Genomic DNA, 19,446 nt, shown 5'->3' on the forward strand with positions numbered 1-19,446 from the left:
AAAAATAAAAATTGTCTAAATACACATCTTATCTGAGATATTTTAATTATGAAAAATAATATCATTTACAGAATTGAAAAAAAACAAATGAAAGATAAAGTTACAAAATTTAAAACAGGAGATACAATAGAAATAAAAATATGGATTATAGAATCTTCTAAAAAAAGATTACAATCATTCGAAGGTGTTGTTATTTCTATTAAAAATAAACAACTGCAATCATCATTTGTAGTAAGAAAAATATCACATGGTGAGGGTATCGAACGAATGTTTCAAACACATTCTAATAATATTGAAAATATTATTATTAAAAAAAGAGGTATGGTAAGAAAATCAAAATTATACTATTTACGATATAAAACTGGAAAATCAGCACGTATTAAATCTCGTATATAAAAATATATGAAAAATATTAATATTTTATGCAGTCATAATTGTATTGACTGCAAAATCTAAACTAATTATATAAAATTCCTCATATTAATAATTTTACTTAAAATAATTTAATTTTTAATATATTTATAAAATTTATAATGAATATAATATTTATGAAAATATGGAAATTTAAAAATAAAATAATATTTCTAATACATAGAATATAAAAAAGTAAAAAAATTAAAATTTGAAAATAAAATACCAATCATATCAATTAAAAATAATGAAAAATATTTCATCATCTAAATTTTAAAAAATCAAATATATTAAAAAATTAATATTAAAAATTAAATCAATACGTAAATCATTTTAGATGATGAAAAATATAAAAATAAAATCTGTTATTAATAAAAATAAATATATAACAATTATTTCATTAAATTAAATATCAGAATATAAAATGTACACATATTCACTATAACAATATTTATATCGATTCAATTTCAATATCTATCATATAGAGTATAATATCTAAATAACAATATTAATTCTTTATTTATATTTTTACTCATCATATGATACGATTCATAAAATATTAATATGATATAAAATAAAAATAATAAAAATATAAATATTTTAATAATCAAAAATAAATTCATATTATTAATATAATGAAATTGAAATAATAATTCCGGAAATAATTTACAACTATTGAGTTTCAATAAATAATATATAAAAGTATCATTCATGAAATAAATTAATTTTAAAAACTTGAAATATCAAAAAATAAAAAATATTATTATATTATAAAAATTTTATTTCATGATAAATTTTAAATACAGTAATAATATAAATTAATGAATAATGATAATATTTTATAAAATAAAATATAATACTATCATTCATCGGAAATGTATAATCTTTATACAGTAAAATATTATTCTATTGTGATTTATATAAAATAAGTAAAAATACTATTTAATTATATAAAATAAAATTATAAAAATATTTTAAAAAATTAAATTGTTAAAATAAAAGTATTTAAATCATCATAAAAATTATACATGATAAAAATATTTTATTCTCATATTATTAAAATATTTATGATAAAATATTGATTATATTCTTTATGAATATGCAGTATAAAAAATTAAAATCTTTACAAAAAATTTAAGATTATTTATCATAAAAATAACATTAATATCATTAAAATAAAAAAGATTAAATAGTATGTCTCAATTCAACATATTATTATTAAACGGTCCTAATTTAAATTTATTAGGAAAAAGAGAATCAAATATATATGGAAATAAGAATTTAAATGATGTATTAGATATTTTAAAAAAAAAAGCTAATAAAATGAACGCAAAAATTACACATTTACAATCGAATGCAGAACACATACTAGTAGAAAAAATTCATCAATCACAAGATTTCGATTATATTATCATCAATCCAGCTGCTTTTACACACACAAGTATCGCATTAAGAGATGCTTTTTTATCTATAAAAAAGCCATTTATTGAAGTACACATATCAAATATTTATGCAAGAGAAAAATTCCGTAAAAAATCTTTTTTATCAGATATTTCAAATGGAGTAATTTCTGGATTTGGAATTGAAGGATACTATTGGGCTTTAAAAACAGCTATTAATCGACTTATTATTAATAATAAATACAATTAATAATGAAAATCAATATTAATATCGATATAAATATTTAATATATACATCATAGATATTTCATAATTTCAATCATATCCTTTGGTAATGACAAATAACAGTCTACTATAACATTTATAATTGGATGAAAAAATTTAATATGACTTGCATGTAAAGCTTGTCTTGAAAATAATTTTAATTTATTTAAAACATTTGTATTAATTTTCAATGGAAAACAGTTTCTTAATTGATACAAAGGATCACCTAAAATTGGTTTTTTAATATTTAACATGTGTAGTCGAATTTGATGTGTTCTTCCTGTTTCTAATTTTAAATGAACATGAGTATAATATTTAAATCTTTGTATAATTTTATAGTGTGTAACAGATATTTTTCCAGAATTATGAACAACCATACGAATGTTTTTCCTAATTTTCTTTATAATTGGTAAATTTACTGAACCACTAGAAATCAAGTTACCAAAAACAAAAGCATCATACTCACGAATCACCATTCTATTTTTAATCAATGTAACCATACTATAATACGTAATAGTGTCTTTAGCAATTATTAATAAACCAGTAGTATTTTTATCCAATCGATGTACAATTCCAGCTCTCGGAACATGATATAAAAAAGGATATTTTATTAATAACATATCCATTAAAGTTGTACTATTTACGTTACGACCAGAATGTATAACTATATTTTTAGGTTTATTAATAATAAATATATATTGGTCTTCATAAACAATATGTAAAAAAAAACCATTTTTAAAAAATATTTTTCTCATTTTATTCATAATAAAAATTTAATTTCCTATTTTAACTGTAATAAAAAATATATCAATTATTATTGTATATCATTGATACAATATTTAGATTATATAACACTAATAATGTTAAAAACATACTATAATGAATATTATATTGTATAATAAAATCAAAAATAAACATTTGTTGTATTAATTACATCATCAAAAAAAATGGGAAAATCAAATCAAAAAAAAAACTAATAAAATATATAGGAAATACATGAAATATACAACTAATAACATTCGTAACATGTTTTTAAAATTTTTTTCGGAGAATAAACATGCAATTGTTCCAAGTAGTTCACTAATTCCTAAAAAAAAAACTAATTTATTATTCACTAATGCTGGAATGAATCAATTTCAAGATATTTTTTTAGAAAAAAAAAAGTATACTCATTCAACAGTAACAACAATACAAAAATGTTTACGAACAGGTGGAAAACATAACGATTTAGAACAAGTAGGATGTAGTGATTATCATAATACATTTTTTGAAATGTTAGGAAATTTTAGTTTTGGAAAATATTTCAAAAAAGAAGCTATAGTATACGCATGGACACTATTAACCGATGTAAATTGGTTTAATATTTCAAAGAATAAATTATTTGTAACAGTATACATTGATGATATCGAAACATATAATATTTGGAGGGATATTATTAAAATATCAAAAGATAACATTATTAAAATTGGAGATAAAAAAAAAAAATACGAATCTGATAACTTTTGGCAAATGGGAGATATAGGTCCATGCGGACCTTGTACAGAAATATTTTTTAAAAATGTAGAAAAAAAAATTAATATTCATGATCTTTCAAATAAAAAGATATGTTTAGAAATTTGGAATATTGTATTTATACAATTTAATCGTATTAATGAAAATACCATTATACCATTAAGCTCAGTTTTTGTAGATACAGGAATGGGTTTAGAAAGAATTGCATCTGTTTTACAAAATGTTAAATCTAATTATGAAACAGATGTATTTAAAAAAATAATACAAAACATATGTAAAACAAATAACATTAAGAATAAAAAACATAAATCATTAAATGTAATTGCCGACCATATTCGAGCAGCAATTTTTATTATTCATGATAATGTATTACCATCAAATGAAAATCGTGGATATATTTTACGTAGAATCATTAGAAGAGCATTACGACATGGAATCAAATTAGGTATTAAAAATATATTTTTTTATAAATTAGTTACAAATGTTATCAGCATTATAGATATAAAAGATATTGATTTAAAAAATAAAACAAATTATATTGAAAATATTATTAAACAAGAAGAACTACAATTCATCAAAACATTAAATTATGGATTAAAACTACTAAAAAAAAAAATAAAGCAGTCACATAAATATCCAATAGATGAAAATACTATTTTTTATTTGTATGATACATTAGGTTTCCCAATTGATTTAACTAAAGAAATTTTTAATGAAAATAATATCATATTTGATGAAAATAAACTCAATCGTATCATTTTGAATAATAAAAAAAACAATAAAAAATTATCCAATCATATAAATATAAATATTTTTAATAAAAATTCTGAATCAGAATTTAAAGGGTACACAAAAAATAAAACGATTTCAATTATAAAAAACATTTTTATCAATAACCAACCAAAAAAAAAAATTATTGAAAATGAAACAGGAATCATCATTCTCGATAAAACACCATTTTTTGGTGAATCAGGAGGACAAAAAGGTGATAGTGGAATTATTTATCATAACGAATCCATTTTTGATGTTATCGATACACAAATATTTTTTAATACCATTCTTCATATCGGGAAAATTCGTGTAGGAGAAATTAAAGTAAACCATATTGTAAAAACAAATATTGATTTAAAAAAAAGAATAAATATTCAAAATAATCATTCTGGAACACATTTATTAAATTATACATTAAAAAAATTATTAAAATCCAGTATTCAGCAAAAAGGATCATATATTAATGAGAAATATTTTAGATTCGATTTCTCATACTACCAAGATATTAATACCGAACAAATAAAAAAAATTGAAAACACAATTAACAAGTATATACAAGATAATATCGAAATTAATACCAACTATTTAACATTACAAGAAGCAAAATTAAAAAACTTTGTTTGTTTAAATAATAAACAATATCCTAATATAGTCCGTTCTGTTTCTATAGGGAATTTTTCTAACGAACTTTGCAAAGGAACACATTCCATTAGAACTGGAAATCTTGGAATATTTAAAATTATTAAAAACAAAAATATTGCGTTTGGTATAAGAAGGATTGAAGCCGTTACTGGTATGCAAGCAATAAAAAAAATACAAAAAAATATTCAGTATATAAAAGAAATTAAATTATTACTTAAAACTAACATTATTGATATTGTCCCAAAAATAAAAAAACTAATCAATACATGCGATTATTTAAAAAAAAAAAATACCATCTTAATTAAAGAAAATATTAAATATTATAAAAATAAAATTATAAAAAATGCAGTAAAAATTAAAAATACTAATTTCATTTTTAATGAAATTAAAAAAAATAAAAGTAAAACACTAAAAATACTAATTGATAACATAAAACAAAAAATTCAATCCGGTATTGTAATACTATTTTATCAAAATAAAAAAAAAAATATTTTTATTGCAAGCGTTACAAAAGATTTAATAAAAAAAATTACAGCAAAAGATATCATCAATGTTATTAAAAAAAAAACATCAGGATCAGGAGGTGGAACAAATAACATTGCAGAATGCATTGGAAATAACAACATAGAAATATCAAAAATAATTCAACATATGAAATTATGGATTGCATCAAAAATATAGTGTACATTATCAAATGTAATATATTTCCATGTTCAGGAAATCTTAGGAATCAACATTATGCTTATTTTAACTCGTAGGGTTGGAGAAACACTCATTATTGGTGATGAAATTACTATTACAATATTAGGAGTTAAAGGTAATCAAGTTAGAATCGGAATTAATGCTCCAAAAACTATTTCAATACACAGAGAAGAAATATATCAAAAAATAAAACTAAAAACTAGTAAAAATTTTCATTTCAAAATACTAAAATATACTAGTTAAAAAAGTAATATAATATTAAAAATATTATTTAAACCAAAAATTATCATTATCATTTTATATAAAAAATTATATTTCTAAAAGATATATATTTTATTTATTAAAAATACATTTGACTTAAATTAATAAAGAAGTAATATAAAATATGTAGCATAAAAGTAATATTTAGTGAGATGGCCGAGCGGCTTAAGGCGTTCCCCTGCTAAGGGAATATATAGCATTTCTGTATCGAGGGTTCGAATCCCTCTCTCACTGAAAATATTAAATAAAATTTTTGCATCCGTAGCTCAGTTGGATAGAGCACTCAGCTACGAACTGAGAGGTCGAAGGTTCAAATCCTTTCGGATGCATAAAATTATTCATCATAATCAAACCAATTATATAGTCGTAAATATTAATAACCTTTATGATAAAAAATAAAACATATCATAATTTCATGAAAAATATGGTATGTAAGTTTTTATAATGATAATATAAATATCAATTTAAATAAAATTATTAATAAAAAATAAAAACTTTAAATCATTTAATAATTTTAATTCCATTCATTGTACCAATCATAACCATATCAGCGGTTCTAATAGAGAATAATCCAACAGAAACCACTCCTGGTAAAGAATTAATAATATTTTCAATCCTCTGAGGAAATTCTAAATTTAAACCATAAATATCAATTATTATATTTCCATGATCAGTAACAAAACCTTCTCGATAAATTGGATTACCACCAATTTTTCTTATTTCTTCACATATATATGAATAAGAAATAGGTATTACTTCTATTGGAACAGGACAAAAAGAACCTAATTTTTTTACTAATTTAGATTCATCAACAATACAAATAAAAGTTTTTGCTTTAAAAGATATAATTTTTTCGTTTGTTAAAGCACCTCCTTTACCTTTAATCATTTGCATATCACTATTAACTTCATCAGCGCTATCTATGTAAATAATGGGTTCATTAATAGTATTTAAATCAATTACTGTAACATTATATTTTTTTAACAAAATTGTCGTATTGTATGAACTAGAAATTGCACCAATAATATTTTTTTTATACTTATTAATAGATTTAATAAAATATGAAATGGTTGTTCCAGATCCAACACCAATAATTGAATTAGGAGGAATATAATTTAAAACAGATACAGACACATTTTTTTTTAAAATATTGAAATTCATAAAAAATACTATTATAAAACTATAAAATTGTAAAATTAAAAATATAAATGTATAAAATTAAATAAAATAAAATATTTAATATAAATAATTAAAAACTGGGGTACCTGGATTCGAACCAGGGATGTCGGTATCAAAAACCGATGCCTTGCCACTTGGCTATACCCCAAAAATATATTCACACATTATAATGTACGGGAGACGAGATTTGAACTCGCAAACCTAAAAAGTGCCAGATCCTAAATCTGGTGCGTCTACCGATTTCGCCACTCCCGTAAAATACTTTAGCTACGAAGGGAATCGAACCCATGACCCCAGCGTTATGAATGCTGTGCTCTAACCAACTGAGCTACGTAGCCTTAAATTGAATTATGCTGGTTAACAGTATTTTGTCAACAACTTTTTAAAATCAAAAATTTATAATACAAACATTTATCACTAAAAAAAGATAAAAAAATAAATAAAATATTAACTTAATTCTAATCTAAGGATAGTATGAATAATCATAAAAAAAAAAGAGATATTAGTTTTATACATAAAATAATTAATAAAGATTTAAAAAAAAAATATGAAAAAAATATACATACTAGATTCCCTCCAGATCCAAATGGATATTTACATCTTGGTCATGCAAAATCACTATATATTAATTTTGAAATTGCCAAACATTACCAGGGTAAGTGTAATTTACGATTTGATGACACCAACCCAAATAAAAAAAATTCTAAATATATTAAAAGTATTAAACAGGATATATTATGGTTAGGTTATAAATGGAATAAACATGTTAAATATGCATCAATGTATTTTAAAAAAATATATAAATATGCCGTAGAACTCATTAAAAAAAACCTAGCATATGTGGATAAATTAAAAAAAACAGATATTCGTACATTTCGAGGCACATTAAATAAACCAGGAATAAATAGCCCGTATCGTAATCAAACAATTGAAGAAAATATGACATTATTTGAAAATATGAAATATGGAAATATTCAAGAAGGAATGGCTTGCCTTAGAGCAAAAATTGATATGAAATCTCCAATTATTATTATGAGGGATCCAGTTTTATATAGAATAAAATTTAATGAACATCATAAAACAAATCACCAATGGTGCATTTATCCAACATACGATTTTGCACATTGCATCTCAGATGCTATTGAAGGTATTACTCACTCCTTATGCACACTAGAATTTCAAGATAATCGTGTATTATATAAATGGATACTCGATAATTTAAATATTTTAAAACAACCTCAACAATACGAGTATTCAAGATTGAATATTGAACACATGATACTATCAAAAAGAAAATTAGGATTATTAATTAAAAAAAAAATTATAAATAATTGGGATGATCCGAGAATGCCAACTATTTCTGGATTAAGGAGAAGAGGATATACAGCAAACTCTATACTTAATTTTTGTAAAAATCTAGGAATTACAAAACAAGATAATTTAATTGAAATGTCTTCTTTAGAGTCTTGTATTCGTAAAGAACTAGATTCTACATCTTACAGAACAATGGGAATATTAGATCCTATTACTATTAGTATTACTAATATTAACGAAGAATATGAAGAAAGTATTCAGATACTTAACCACCCTAAAAATCATAGTATGGGATTTAGAAAAATAATATTTAATAATATGATATATATTGACCGATCAGATTTTCAAGAAAACCCTAAAAAAAACTATTATCGATTAAAAATAGGTGGAACCGTAAAATTAAAATATTCTTATACTATTACCGCAAATTCTATTGAAAAAGATTGTGATAATAACATTACTAAAATATTTTGCACATGTAATTTTCAAAAAAATCATAACAAAGACCATGGTATTATTCACTGGATTTCTAAAAAACAAGCTAAAAAATGTGAATTAAGAATATACAGTTATATATTTAATGATAAAAACCCTAACATAAAAAAAAATTTTTTATCCAATATCAATAATGAATCAAAAATTATATATAATGGTTTCATTAACAAAGAGATTCAAAAATCCTCTCCTGTTAACACTTATCAATTAGAACGTATTGGTTATTTTAAGATAGACAATCAAATATCAACTAATAAAAATATTATTCTTCATCAAATAGTATCATTAAAAGAAAATAAAAAAAATAAATAAAATAATTTTAAAAATATAAATTTCTTTAAATATAATACAAATATTATATAAATAAAAAATAAAAATTCTACTATATAATTTATAATTTATAAAATATTTATTATAATCACAATCATTTTAACAACTAAAATATTATTAATGAGAAAAAAGTATGTCTAAAATTAAAAAAATACACGCTAGGGAAATTATTGATTCACGCGGTAATCCAACTATAGAAACCGAAGTACACTTAGAAGACTCTTCAATTGGGACATTTTCTTGCCCTTCAGGAGCTTCTACTGGATCAGAAGAAGCAGTAGAATTAAGAGATAATGATATATTTCGATTCTTAGGTAAAGGAGTATCAAAATCCGTTGTTATCGTAAATACTATATTATCAAAAAAACTAAAAGGAAAAAATGCATATGATCAAACATCAATTGATCAAATTATGCTAGAACTAGATGGAACAAAAAATAAAAAAAAGATTGGAGCAAATTCAATTTTATCTGTTTCAATGGCTACTGCAAAAGCAGCAGCAGTATCTAAAAGTATACCTTTCTATCAACATATTGCTGAATTAAATAACACACCTCAACAATTCTCCATGCCTTTACCCATGATTAATATTTTAAATGGTGGAAGTCATTCAAATAATAATGTTGATATTCAAGAATTTATGATTCAACCAGTAAGTGCAAAATCTATAAAAGAAGCAATTAGAATGGGATGTGAAATTTTTCATCACCTTGGTAAAATTATTAAAAAACACAATCTTCATGCATCTGTAGGTGATGAGGGTGGATATGCTCCAAACCTAAAATCCAACGAATCTGCAATTCTTTTAATTAATAAAGCAATAAAAAAAGCAAATTATATTTTAGGAGAAGATATAACTTTAGCAATTGATTGCGCTGCTTCTGAATTTTATAACTTCAATACTAAAAAATATTATTTGAAAAGTGAAAATAAAAAATTTAGTTCACATGAATTTAGTCATTATATTCAAGAATTAACTTTAAAGTACCCTATTGCATCCGTAGAAGATGGTCAAAGTGAATTAGATTTAGATGGATTTTTGTATCAAACTAAATTATTAGGAAACCGTGTACAAATTGTAGGTGATGATTTATTTGTCACCAATCCTGATAAATTATCAGAAGGTATCAAAAAAAACATTGCAAATTCAATACTAATCAAATTAAATCAAATTGGAACACTAACAGAAACATTAAAAGCTATCCAAATTGCAAAAAAATCTGGATACACTACAATAATATCACATCGATCTGGAGAAACTGAGGATCATTCTATTGCTGATTTAGCAGTTGGAACACAAGCTGGACAAATAAAAACTGGTTCTATGAGTCGTTCTGAAAGACTTTCAAAATATAATCAACTTCTTAGAATTGAAGAACAACTCGGAAATGAAAAAGCACCTTTTTATGGAATTAAAGAACTAAAAAAATATAAAAATTATTTTTAATAATAAAAACATGAAATATTTAATATAATTTTAAATTTTAAAAAATTCAAACCATTATTTTATACTATATTATATAATCGTTATTATAAAAATTATGAATAAAAAAAAAAATGTTATTCTAATTGATGGACATTCATATTTGTACAGATCATATTATGGATTATTTAAAAATCGTCATCAATATTATCATCTAGATGATATTATTTATCAAATTTTATACATCTTTAAAACCATGTTTATAAAATATAAACCAAATAAATTTATTATTATATTCGATAAAGATAAAAAAAATTTTAGAAATAAAATATTTGAACCATATAAAAAGAATAGAAAAAAAATGCCAGAAAAATTAAAAATACAAATTCCAATTTTAATTAAAATATTAAACAACATAGGTATACCTGTCATTAGTATACCTAATGTTGAAGCAGATGATGTTATAGGAACAATATCGAAACAAGAAGAAAAAAAAAACCGTCATGTATTTATCGGAACTTCTGATAAAGATTTAACACAACTTGTTAATAAAAATATTCATATTATTAATAATATGAATAACAGTATTTTAACTGAAAATGAAGTTAAAAAAAAATATGGAGTATATCCAAATTTCATGATAGATTTTTTATCACTAGTCGGTGATGTTTCTGATAATATCCCTGGAGTCAAAGGAATTGGTAAAACAATAGCTATAAAATTAATAAATAAAATAGGTCCAATAAAAAAAATATATAAAAATTTATCCAAAATTCATCAAATGGAATTTCGAGGTCATCAAAATATCATAAAAAAATTATGCGATGGTAAAGATATGGCATTTTTATCCTATCAATTAATTCAACTAAAATTTAATGTAAATATTGATAAAAAATATCTTCCATTTAATTTAAAACAACTTTTTCAACCATGTCAATATTATAACGTAAAGTATATTAATATCATTCATGATATGAAAAAAATAATTCTAAATAATCAAAAATAATATATATTTAAAAATTTAAAATTAAATACTATAAAATAAAATTTATTCTATATAATCTTTAAAATAATCAAAAAACTCATTTACACCAATTTTTTTAAATGATGAAAATAAAATTATTTTAATATTGCTAGTATATAAAAAAAAACGTTTTCTTAAAATACATAATTGTTTTTTTTGTTGATAAAATTTCATTTTATCACATTTATTTAATAAAATAACTATATTAACTTTTTTTTTTTTTAAATATAACAAAATTTTTTTATCTTCTACCCTTATTAATCTTCGAATATCAATTAATAAAACAATACTTGTTAACCAAAACCTATATTTAATATAACTAAAAATTAATGAATGATTTTTATTGATTTTTAAATCAGATATTTTAGAATATCCATAACCTGGAAAATCTACAAAACAAGTGTGATTATTTATTTCAAAAAAATTCATCATCTTTGTACGACCAGGAAATTTACTACAACGAGATAATTTATTATTATTCGTTAAACAATTAATAACACTAGATTTTCCAGAATTAGAATATCCAATAAAAATAATTTCATTTTTATATTTTTTAATATTAATTTTTTTAACATTCACTCCACTCATTAAAAATCTAACCATATAATTTTTTATCTCTATATTAGCATCTTGTTCATTTTAAAAAATAACATATTAACATCATTTATATGTAAAATATAGCTTTTAATATAAATATACAATTTATTTTAAGGATAAATATGGTTAAAAATATTAGAAATATAGCAATTATAGCACATATTGATCACGGTAAAACTACATTATTAGATAAATTATTAGAACAATCAGGATTATTGGAGGACCATAAAGAAAAATACACTCGAATTATGGATTCTAATGATTTAGAAAAAGAACGTGGTATTACTATTACATCCAAAAACACAGCAATCGAATGGAAAAATTATAGAATTAACATAATTGATACTCCAGGTCATTCTGATTTTGGTGGTGAAGTTGAACGCATATTATCTATGGTAGATTCTGTACTATTAATTGTCGATGCAGTTGATGGACCGATGCCTCAAACAAGATTCGTAACAAAAAAAGCATTTGAATATAATTTAAATCCTATTGTAGTCATTAATAAAATTGATCGAAAAAACTCAAGACCAGAATGGGTCATCGATAAAATTTTTGATTTATTTATCAACTTAAATGCTACAGATCAACAATTAGATTTTCCAATCATCTATACTTCTGCAATTCTTGGAACGTCTGGAAAAAAATTAAACGATATTAAAAATAATATGTTTTCATTATTTGAAGCAATTATAAAGCACGTTCCACACCCTAAAGTCAATATTAATGGCTCATTACAAATTCAAATTTCACAATTAAACTACGATAATTATTTAGGGGTAATAGGAATTGGTCGTATTCATCAAGGAAAAATTTATACAAATCAAAAAGTTTCTATTATTGATCGTGAAGGTAAAATTAAAAACGGAAAAATCGGAAAAATATTTAAATATCTTGGATTAAATACTATAGACATTCAATCTGCATGTTGTGGTGAAATTGTTGCAATTACAGGATTAAATGAACTGAAAATTTCTGATACTATTTGTGATATTCATGAAGTAAAACCATTACCGATAGTAAATATTGACCCCCCAACAATTAATGTACTATTTTCAGTAAACACATCCCCATTTTGTGGACAAGAAGGAAAATATTTAACATCCAACCAAATTTACAAAAGATTACAAAAAGAAACAATACAAAACGTTGCTTTACAGGTAAATACTACACAACAATCTAATATATTTTCTGTTTCTGGAAGAGGAGAATTACATTTATCAATACTAATTGAAAACATGAGAAGAGAAGGATTTGAATTAGAAGTATCAAGACCAAAAATAATATTTCAAAATAAAAAAAACTATCAAACTGAACCTTTCGAAACATTAATAATAGATATCGAACATCGTCATCAAGGAATAGTTATGGAATGTATGGGTGAAAGAAAAGGAAAAATAATAAATATTATACCTCACATTAATGAAAGATTACAACTTGAATATATTATATCAAGTCGAGCACTAATTGGTTTTCAAAACAAGTTTATGAATATAACATCAGGAACTGGAATATTTTATACATCATTTTTAAAATATGACAAAATTCAAAATAAAGATATTGGTCAAAGAAAAAATGGTGTTTTAATTTCTAATAATACCGGAATCACTACAGGATTTTCACTATTTAATTTACAAGATCGAGGTCAATTATTTGTAAAACCAGCACAAAAGGTTTATATGGGACAAATTATCGGAATACATAATCGATCTAATGACTTAACTGTTAATTGTTTGATTGGTAAAAAATTAACTAATATGAGAGCATCAGGTACAGATGAAGCAATTATGTTAACAACACCTATTCAAATAACATTAGAACAGTCTCTAGGTTTTATTAATGATGATGAACTAGTAGAAATTACACCAAAATCAATACGAATACGAAAAAAACAACTTAATGAAAATGATCGTAAAATCTCCAATAGAAATTTTGAAAAATAAATTCAAAATATTGCATCCTATTCTTAAAAAAATAGGATCAAATTCTAATAACTATAAAATATTTATCATATTGAATAAATATTCATATATTTACTCATATTATACTATTCAATACACAATAATCGATATGAATACTATTAATTAATTATTTATTTAAAATAAAAAAAATACTTTTTTTATCTGAAACAACACGAAACTTTTTATATTTTATGTGTTCATTTTTTATGATGCACTGAAGTAAAAACCAATTACTGAAAAAATGATATACAAATGATACATTTCCAGATCTTTTCCATATTTTACCATTATATCCTTCCAAAATACTAAGAATTTCTACTTCATAATAAGAATATCCAAGCAAACAAAACATATTTTTATGATTAACATTCCTAAAATGAAGTTTTGAAATTATTTCTTGACCACAATAACATCCTTTATTAAAATCAATACCATTAAAAAAAACTAAATTCATATCTTTAGGAAAAAATTTTCTAAATATCGATGATTCAAAAATTGGAATCCCAGCATAAATATCTAATAATAACCAAAAATTTTTTATTTTCATTATTTTTTTTAATATTATAAAATTATTTAAATTATCTAACCGATCCTTATGAATAATACATAAAAATCTTTCAATTGGATCTTTAAACCATAATATAACAGTATTATTAGTTGTAATAGTTTGAATTTTTTTATTTGGCAATTTCACAAAATAATTTAGTAATACTTTTCTTATAAATAAACCCATAAAACCAAGTAAAACATAACTGTTATTTTTTTCAAATTTAACATCCGAAAATACTGAATACTTTTTCAATTCTTGATTTTGTAAATCGACTACACTTTTACGTTGAATATAAGCATATTCATTATGAAAACGAAATAAACGTAACAAACCTTGAACCTTTCCGTTATGATGACAATTAGCACATAAAATATGAGTATTAGTTTTTAAAGATTCAATATTATACGTTAATTGTCCTTGAAGGTATTTTTTATTATCTTTTCCTGTTACAGATGTTAAAACTAAATCATCTAAAATTTCAAATGTACAGAAATTTTCATCAACTCTATTTAATTTATGTAATAGCATAATTAATAAATATTTTATAAATTATATAAAAATATTAAAATCATATTTATAATATTCTTAAAATAAATCATTATCATGTTTTAATTGTAATCATTTTAAAATATTAATACAATGAATAATTTTATATACTATACGCAATAAAAGATATAGGAATTTAATGAAATATGATAATAACAATGCATAATGAAAAAATTGATGATATATGTAACAAAATTAAAAACTTACAACAAGTATTAAAATATGAAAAAAAAAATATATTCAATAATATGGAAAATATAAAAAACAATAAAAAAAAAAAAAAAATTATTAATTCTTATGATAATAATAAACAAATAAAAATATTGAAAGAAATAAAAAATACTCAAAAAATTATTAATGATGTTCGTGAAATGATAAAATTATCTCTAGAACTTAATGACAATAGTATTTTCATAGATTTAAAAAAAGAAATAAATAACATTGAAAATAAAATTAATAATATAAAAATTCAAAATATCTTTAAAAAAAAAAATGATATTTGTAATTGTTATTTAGATATACAATCTGGATCTGGAGGAATCGATGCTCAAGATTGGTCACAAATGCTATTAAAAATGTATTTAAAATGGTTATGTAAAAAAGGTTTTAAAACAAAAATTATTCATGAACTATACGGAGATATTGCAGGAATTAAATCAGCTACAATTCATGTAATTGGAAAATATGCATTCGGTTGGCTAAGGACCGAAACTGGAATTCACAGATTAATTCGAAAAAGTCCATTTGATTCTGGTAGTAGACGACATACTTCATTCAGTTCTGCATTTGTATATCCAGAAATTAATAATGATATTAATATTAAAATAAAAACATCAGATTTAAGAATTGATGTGTATCGATCCTCTGGAGCTGGGGGTCAACATGTGAATAGAACAGAATCAGCAGTACGAATTACACATTTACCAACATCAATAGTTACACAGTGTCAAAACGAAAGATCTCAACATAAAAACAAAGAACAAGCATTAAAACAAATGAAACTCAAATTATATAATTTAGAAATAAAAAAAAAACAAAATGAAAAAAAAATGATTGAAAACACTAAATCTTCCATTGGTTGGGGACATCACATTCGGTCATATATACTCGATAATTCAAGAATAAAAGATAATCGAACAGGAATAGAAGTTCGTAACATCGATTCTGTACTTAATGGGAACTTAGATATTTTTATTGAAACTAGTTTAAAACAAGGATTATAGAAAATAATACTATGCTATGTAAAAAAAACAATCATCATAAAAACATTATTAATCCTGAACATGAATATGAAATCCGTAAAAAAAAATTAATCGAGATGGAAAAACAGGGATTTAATTTTCCCAATACATTTAAGATAAATACTAATATTACAGATATTAACAAAAAATATTCACGATTTGATAATACAGAATTATTAAAAAAAAAAAAATTTTTTAATGTTTCTGGTAGAATTATTAAAAAACGTCACATGGGAAAAGCTACTTTTTTAGTTATACAAGATATGTTAGAAACGATTCAAATTTATGTTACAGAAAAAAAAATTTCTTATGATTTTTATAGAAACACATTTAAAAAATGGGATATAGGAGACATAATATTTACAACAGGTACAATATTTAAAACAAAAACAGGACAACTATCCATTTATTGTTCTGAAATCAATATTTTATCTAAAGCATTACAGCCATTTCCAAATAAATTTCATGGTTTATTAAATCAAGATATTAAATATCGGAAACGATATTTAGATTTGTTATCTAATGTCAATGTAATGAAAATATTTTATAAAAGATCTAAAATTTTATCAATCATTCGTAATTTTATGAATAAAAATAATTTTTTAGAAGTTGAAACACCTATGATGCAACATATTCCAGGAGGAGCATCTGCACGTCCTTTTATCACTCATCATAATAGTTTAGATTTAAAAATGTATTTAAGAATCTCTCCAGAATTATATCTAAAAAGATTAATTATTGGTGGATTTTCAAAAATATATGAAATGAATAAAAATTTTCGTAATGAAGGTATTTCATATAAACATAATCCAGAATTTACTATGATGGAATTATACATCACTTATGCAGATTATAAAGATTTAATGATTTTTATAAAAGAACTATTGCAACACATTGTATATCAAACTACTGGCAATTATATATTAAATTATCAAAACAATGAATTTGATTTAAAAAAACCATTTAAAATATTAACAATAAAAGATGCTATTCTTCATTACAATCCAAAAATAAAACATTCAGACTTATTAAATATCTCAGAAGTTCAAAAATTATTATATCATCATAATATTCCAATAAAAAAAAATTGGAGCTTAGAAAAAATGATAATTAAAATATTTGAACACACCACAGAAAATAAAATAATAGAACCAACTTTTATCACTGAATATCCAACTGAAACCTCACCATTAGCTCGAAAAAATGATTTCAATAAAAATCTTGTTGATCGATTTGAATTTTTTATAGGGGGATTAGAAATTGGTAATGGTTTTTCTGAACTCAACAATCCTATAGAACAAAAAGAACGTTTTTTAAAACAAAAAAAACTAAATCAAATGAATCAGAAAAAAGAACCATATGATAAAGAATACATTTTAGCAATGGAATACGGAATGCCACCTACTGCAGGATTAGGAATAGGAATTGACAGATTAATTATGGTTCTTACTAATCAAAAAAATATACGTAATGTGATATTGTTTCCAACACTACGTCCAATTAAATAATTATTTTATTTTATGGATCTCAAAATATGATGAATTTTTTTAATAAAAAGTCACAAATTAGTATTAAAGATATATTATCAATTTTAAAAAACGAATCAACACCTCTTTGGATTTATCATACAGAAACTATTATAAATCAAATTAAAAAACTCAAAAAATTTGATATTATTAGATTTGCACAAAAATCATGTTCTAATATCCATATATTACGAATAATGAAAAAAATGAATGTAAAAATTGATGCCGTATCATTAGGAGAAATAGAACGAGCAATAAAAGCTGGATATACATCAAAAAATGATGACATCGTTTTTACTGCTGATATGTTTACTAAAGAAACACTAAAAAAAATTGTAAAATTAAATATTACTGTAAATGCAGGATCAGTAGATATGTTGGAACAGTTGGGAAAAATATCACCAGGACATAAAGTCTGGATTCGTATTAATCCAAAATTTGGACATGGACATCACTTTAAAACTAATACCGGTGGAGAAAATAGCAAACATGGAATTTGGGATCCAAAATTAACAATACCAATTATAAAAAAATATGAACTAAATTGTATTGGATTACACATGCACATTGGTTCAGGAGTAAATTATGAACATTTAAAAAATGTATGCAATGCCATGAAAAAACAATGCATAAAATTTAATCAAAAAATTAAAGCAATCTCTGCTGGTGGTGGTCTATCTATTCCATATAAAAAAACGGATATTCCAGTAAATGTAAATCACTATTTTCATTTATGGAATAATGTACGAGAAGAAATATCAAAACATTTTAATAATCCTATAAAATTAGAAATTGAACCAGGGAGATTTTTAGTAGGAGAATCTGGAATTTTAATTTCTCAAATATGTACCATTAAAAAAGTCGGAAAAAAAATATTTACTTTAATTGATTCTGGATTCAACGATTTAATGAGGCCAGTATTATATGGAAGTTATCATCATATATCAGTAATACCAAAAGATAACAGAAATATCAATACTAATAAAATTATTAAAACAATAATTGGAGGACCATTATGTGAATCAGGAGATATCTTTACACAAAATGAAAATAATCAATTAATTGAAATTGAATTACCAGAAATTAAAATCGGTGATTATATTGTTTTTCATAATACTGGAGCATATGGTGCATCTATGTCATCAAATTATAACAGTAGACCGTTAATATCTGAAGTATTAATTACTGAAAAAATTCCAAAAATTATCCGAAGAAAACAAACAATACAAGAATTAATTAGATTAGAAACAGAAATATAGTATAAAATCAAAAAGAATTTAAAATATATGAAATTATT

15 protein-coding genes and 5 tRNA genes are annotated in these 19,446 nt (G+C 22.5%); 13 read left to right on the forward strand and 7 right to left on the reverse strand.

Annotation, left to right across the window (positions count from 1 at the left end; genetic code table 11):
• The first annotated feature begins 48 nt into the window (after positions 1–48).
• On the forward strand, positions 49–396 hold the full coding sequence (rplS, locus tag AB4W46_RS01435) for a 50S ribosomal protein L19 (RefSeq protein ID WP_367678387.1): 348 nt from the start codon (positions 49–51) through the stop codon (positions 394–396).
• 1,209 nt (positions 397–1,605) lie between these two features.
• Positions 1,606–2,061 (forward strand): type II 3-dehydroquinate dehydratase, encoded by a 456-nt coding sequence (gene aroQ, locus AB4W46_RS01440; RefSeq protein WP_367678388.1) that lies wholly within the window; start codon positions 1,606–1,608, stop codon positions 2,059–2,061.
• Between the two features lie 46 nt (positions 2,062–2,107).
• Here aroQ and AB4W46_RS01445 read toward each other — a convergent pair whose 3' ends face one another.
• Positions 2,108–2,839 carry an RluA family pseudouridine synthase gene (locus AB4W46_RS01445; RefSeq protein ID WP_367678389.1) on the reverse strand — a complete coding sequence of 244 codons (732 nt, stop codon included), beginning with the start codon at positions 2,837–2,839 and terminating at the stop codon, positions 2,108–2,110.
• 232 nt (positions 2,840–3,071) lie between these two features.
• On the opposite strand from AB4W46_RS01445, the gene alaS reads away from it, so the two are divergent.
• The 4 genes from alaS to AB4W46_RS01465 all read left to right on the forward strand — a co-directional run bounded on the left by alaS (position 3,072) and on the right by AB4W46_RS01465 (position 6,292).
• The gene (gene alaS / locus AB4W46_RS01450) at positions 3,072–5,681 is read left to right on the forward strand and encodes an alanine--tRNA ligase (RefSeq protein ID WP_367678390.1); all 2,610 of its coding nucleotides are present in this window, start codon (positions 3,072–3,074) and stop codon (positions 5,679–5,681) included.
• Positions 5,682–5,738: 57 nt separating this feature from the next.
• Positions 5,739–5,945 (forward strand): carbon storage regulator CsrA, encoded by a 207-nt coding sequence (csrA, locus tag AB4W46_RS01455; protein WP_367678391.1) that lies wholly within the window; start codon positions 5,739–5,741, stop codon positions 5,943–5,945.
• Between the two features lie 164 nt (positions 5,946–6,109).
• A tRNA-Ser gene (locus AB4W46_RS01460) sits at positions 6,110–6,197 on the forward strand.
• A gap of 21 nt (positions 6,198–6,218) precedes the next feature.
• Positions 6,219–6,292: transfer RNA gene (locus AB4W46_RS01465), tRNA-Arg, on the forward strand.
• A gap of 172 nt (positions 6,293–6,464) precedes the next feature.
• On the opposite strand, the gene rpiA is transcribed toward AB4W46_RS01465, so the two are convergent.
• From rpiA to AB4W46_RS01485, 4 genes are all read right to left on the reverse strand, one after another.
• Complete coding sequence (rpiA, locus tag AB4W46_RS01470; RefSeq protein WP_367678392.1) at positions 6,465–7,124, reverse strand: ribose-5-phosphate isomerase RpiA; 660 nt, start codon at positions 7,122–7,124, stop codon at positions 6,465–6,467.
• 95 nt (positions 7,125–7,219) lie between these two features.
• Positions 7,220–7,290, reverse strand: a tRNA-Gln gene (locus AB4W46_RS01475).
• Positions 7,291–7,314: 24 nt separating this feature from the next.
• Positions 7,315–7,397: transfer RNA gene (locus tag AB4W46_RS01480), tRNA-Leu, on the reverse strand.
• Positions 7,398–7,406: 9 nt separating this feature from the next.
• Positions 7,407–7,480: transfer RNA gene (locus tag AB4W46_RS01485), tRNA-Met, on the reverse strand.
• Positions 7,481–7,616: 136 nt separating this feature from the next.
• On the opposite strand from AB4W46_RS01485, the gene glnS reads away from it, so the two are divergent.
• The 3 genes from glnS (at position 7,617) to AB4W46_RS01500 (ending at position 11,710) form a co-directional block, all read left to right on the forward strand.
• Entirely contained in the window at positions 7,617–9,263 is a 1,647-nt protein-coding gene (glnS, locus tag AB4W46_RS01490) for a glutamine--tRNA ligase (RefSeq protein WP_367678393.1), read from the forward strand.
• Between the two features lie 151 nt (positions 9,264–9,414).
• On the forward strand, positions 9,415–10,728 hold the full coding sequence (gene eno / locus AB4W46_RS01495) for a phosphopyruvate hydratase (protein ID WP_367678394.1): 1,314 nt from the start codon (positions 9,415–9,417) through the stop codon (positions 10,726–10,728).
• A gap of 94 nt (positions 10,729–10,822) precedes the next feature.
• The gene (locus AB4W46_RS01500; RefSeq protein ID WP_367678395.1) at positions 10,823–11,710 is read left to right on the forward strand and encodes a 5'-3' exonuclease H3TH domain-containing protein; all 888 of its coding nucleotides are present in this window, start codon (positions 10,823–10,825) and stop codon (positions 11,708–11,710) included.
• Positions 11,711–11,752: 42 nt separating this feature from the next.
• Here the strand turns inward: AB4W46_RS01500 and yihA are convergent, their stop codons facing one another.
• Positions 11,753–12,331, reverse strand: a complete 579-nt coding sequence (gene yihA, locus AB4W46_RS01505) for a ribosome biogenesis GTP-binding protein YihA/YsxC (RefSeq protein WP_367678396.1) — start codon at positions 12,329–12,331, stop codon at positions 11,753–11,755.
• Between the two features lie 116 nt (positions 12,332–12,447).
• On the opposite strand from yihA, the gene typA reads away from it, so the two are divergent.
• On the forward strand, positions 12,448–14,268 hold the full coding sequence (gene typA, locus AB4W46_RS01510) for a translational GTPase TypA (protein WP_367678397.1): 1,821 nt from the start codon (positions 12,448–12,450) through the stop codon (positions 14,266–14,268).
• Positions 14,269–14,413: 145 nt separating this feature from the next.
• On the opposite strand, the gene ygfZ is transcribed toward typA, so the two are convergent.
• Positions 14,414–15,364, reverse strand: a complete 951-nt coding sequence (ygfZ, locus tag AB4W46_RS01515) for a tRNA-modifying protein YgfZ (RefSeq protein ID WP_367678398.1) — start codon at positions 15,362–15,364, stop codon at positions 14,414–14,416.
• Positions 15,365–15,528: 164 nt separating this feature from the next.
• On the opposite strand from ygfZ, the gene prfB reads away from it, so the two are divergent.
• From prfB to lysA, 3 genes are read left to right on the forward strand one after another with little or no spacing between them, the layout of a single operon-like run.
• Positions 15,529–16,605 (forward strand): peptide chain release factor 2, encoded by a 1,077-nt coding sequence (gene prfB, locus AB4W46_RS01520; protein ID WP_367678399.1) that lies wholly within the window; start codon positions 15,529–15,531, stop codon positions 16,603–16,605.
• An 11-nt stretch (positions 16,606–16,616) separates the two neighbouring features.
• Positions 16,617–18,131, forward strand: coding sequence for a lysine--tRNA ligase (lysS, locus tag AB4W46_RS01525; RefSeq protein WP_367678400.1), 1,515 nt, complete (start codon positions 16,617–16,619; stop codon positions 18,129–18,131).
• A 26-nt stretch (positions 18,132–18,157) separates the two neighbouring features.
• Positions 18,158–19,408: a diaminopimelate decarboxylase gene (gene lysA / locus AB4W46_RS01530; RefSeq protein ID WP_367678401.1), complete on the forward strand. Its 1,251-nt coding sequence runs from the start codon at positions 18,158–18,160 to the stop codon at positions 19,406–19,408.
• The last annotated feature ends 38 nt before the right edge of the window (positions 19,409–19,446 follow it).

The sequence above is a fragment of the Buchnera aphidicola (Panaphis juglandis) genome, assembly GCF_964059065.1.
Classification (GTDB): domain Bacteria; phylum Pseudomonadota; class Gammaproteobacteria; order Enterobacterales; family Enterobacteriaceae; genus Buchnera_L; species Buchnera_L aphidicola_AM.

Bases quoted from the DNA above. Each gene is read 5' to 3' on its own strand.
- rplS (WP_367678387.1), top strand. From the start codon at position 49: ATGAAAAATAATATCATTTACAGAATTGAAAAAAAACAAATGAAAGAT.
- aroQ (WP_367678388.1), top strand. From the start codon at position 1,606: ATGTCTCAATTCAACATATTATTATTAAACGGTCCTAATTTAAATTTA.
- AB4W46_RS01445 (WP_367678389.1), bottom strand. From the start codon at position 2,839: ATGAATAAAATGAGAAAAATATTTTTTAAAAATGGTTTTTTTTTACAT.
- alaS (WP_367678390.1), top strand. From the start codon at position 3,072: ATGAAATATACAACTAATAACATTCGTAACATGTTTTTAAAATTTTTT.
- csrA (WP_367678391.1), top strand. From the start codon at position 5,739: ATGCTTATTTTAACTCGTAGGGTTGGAGAAACACTCATTATTGGTGAT.
- rpiA (WP_367678392.1), bottom strand. From the start codon at position 7,124: ATGAATTTCAATATTTTAAAAAAAAATGTGTCTGTATCTGTTTTAAAT.
- glnS (WP_367678393.1), top strand. From the start codon at position 7,617: ATGAATAATCATAAAAAAAAAAGAGATATTAGTTTTATACATAAAATA.
- eno (WP_367678394.1), top strand. From the start codon at position 9,415: ATGTCTAAAATTAAAAAAATACACGCTAGGGAAATTATTGATTCACGC.
- AB4W46_RS01500 (WP_367678395.1), top strand. From the start codon at position 10,823: ATGAATAAAAAAAAAAATGTTATTCTAATTGATGGACATTCATATTTG.
- yihA (WP_367678396.1), bottom strand. From the start codon at position 12,331: ATGGTTAGATTTTTAATGAGTGGAGTGAATGTTAAAAAAATTAATATT.
- typA (WP_367678397.1), top strand. From the start codon at position 12,448: ATGGTTAAAAATATTAGAAATATAGCAATTATAGCACATATTGATCAC.
- ygfZ (WP_367678398.1), bottom strand. From the start codon at position 15,364: ATGCTATTACATAAATTAAATAGAGTTGATGAAAATTTCTGTACATTT.
- prfB (WP_367678399.1), top strand. From the start codon at position 15,529: ATGATAATAACAATGCATAATGAAAAAATTGATGATATATGTAACAAA.
- lysS (WP_367678400.1), top strand. From the start codon at position 16,617: ATGCTATGTAAAAAAAACAATCATCATAAAAACATTATTAATCCTGAA.
- lysA (WP_367678401.1), top strand. From the start codon at position 18,158: ATGATGAATTTTTTTAATAAAAAGTCACAAATTAGTATTAAAGATATA.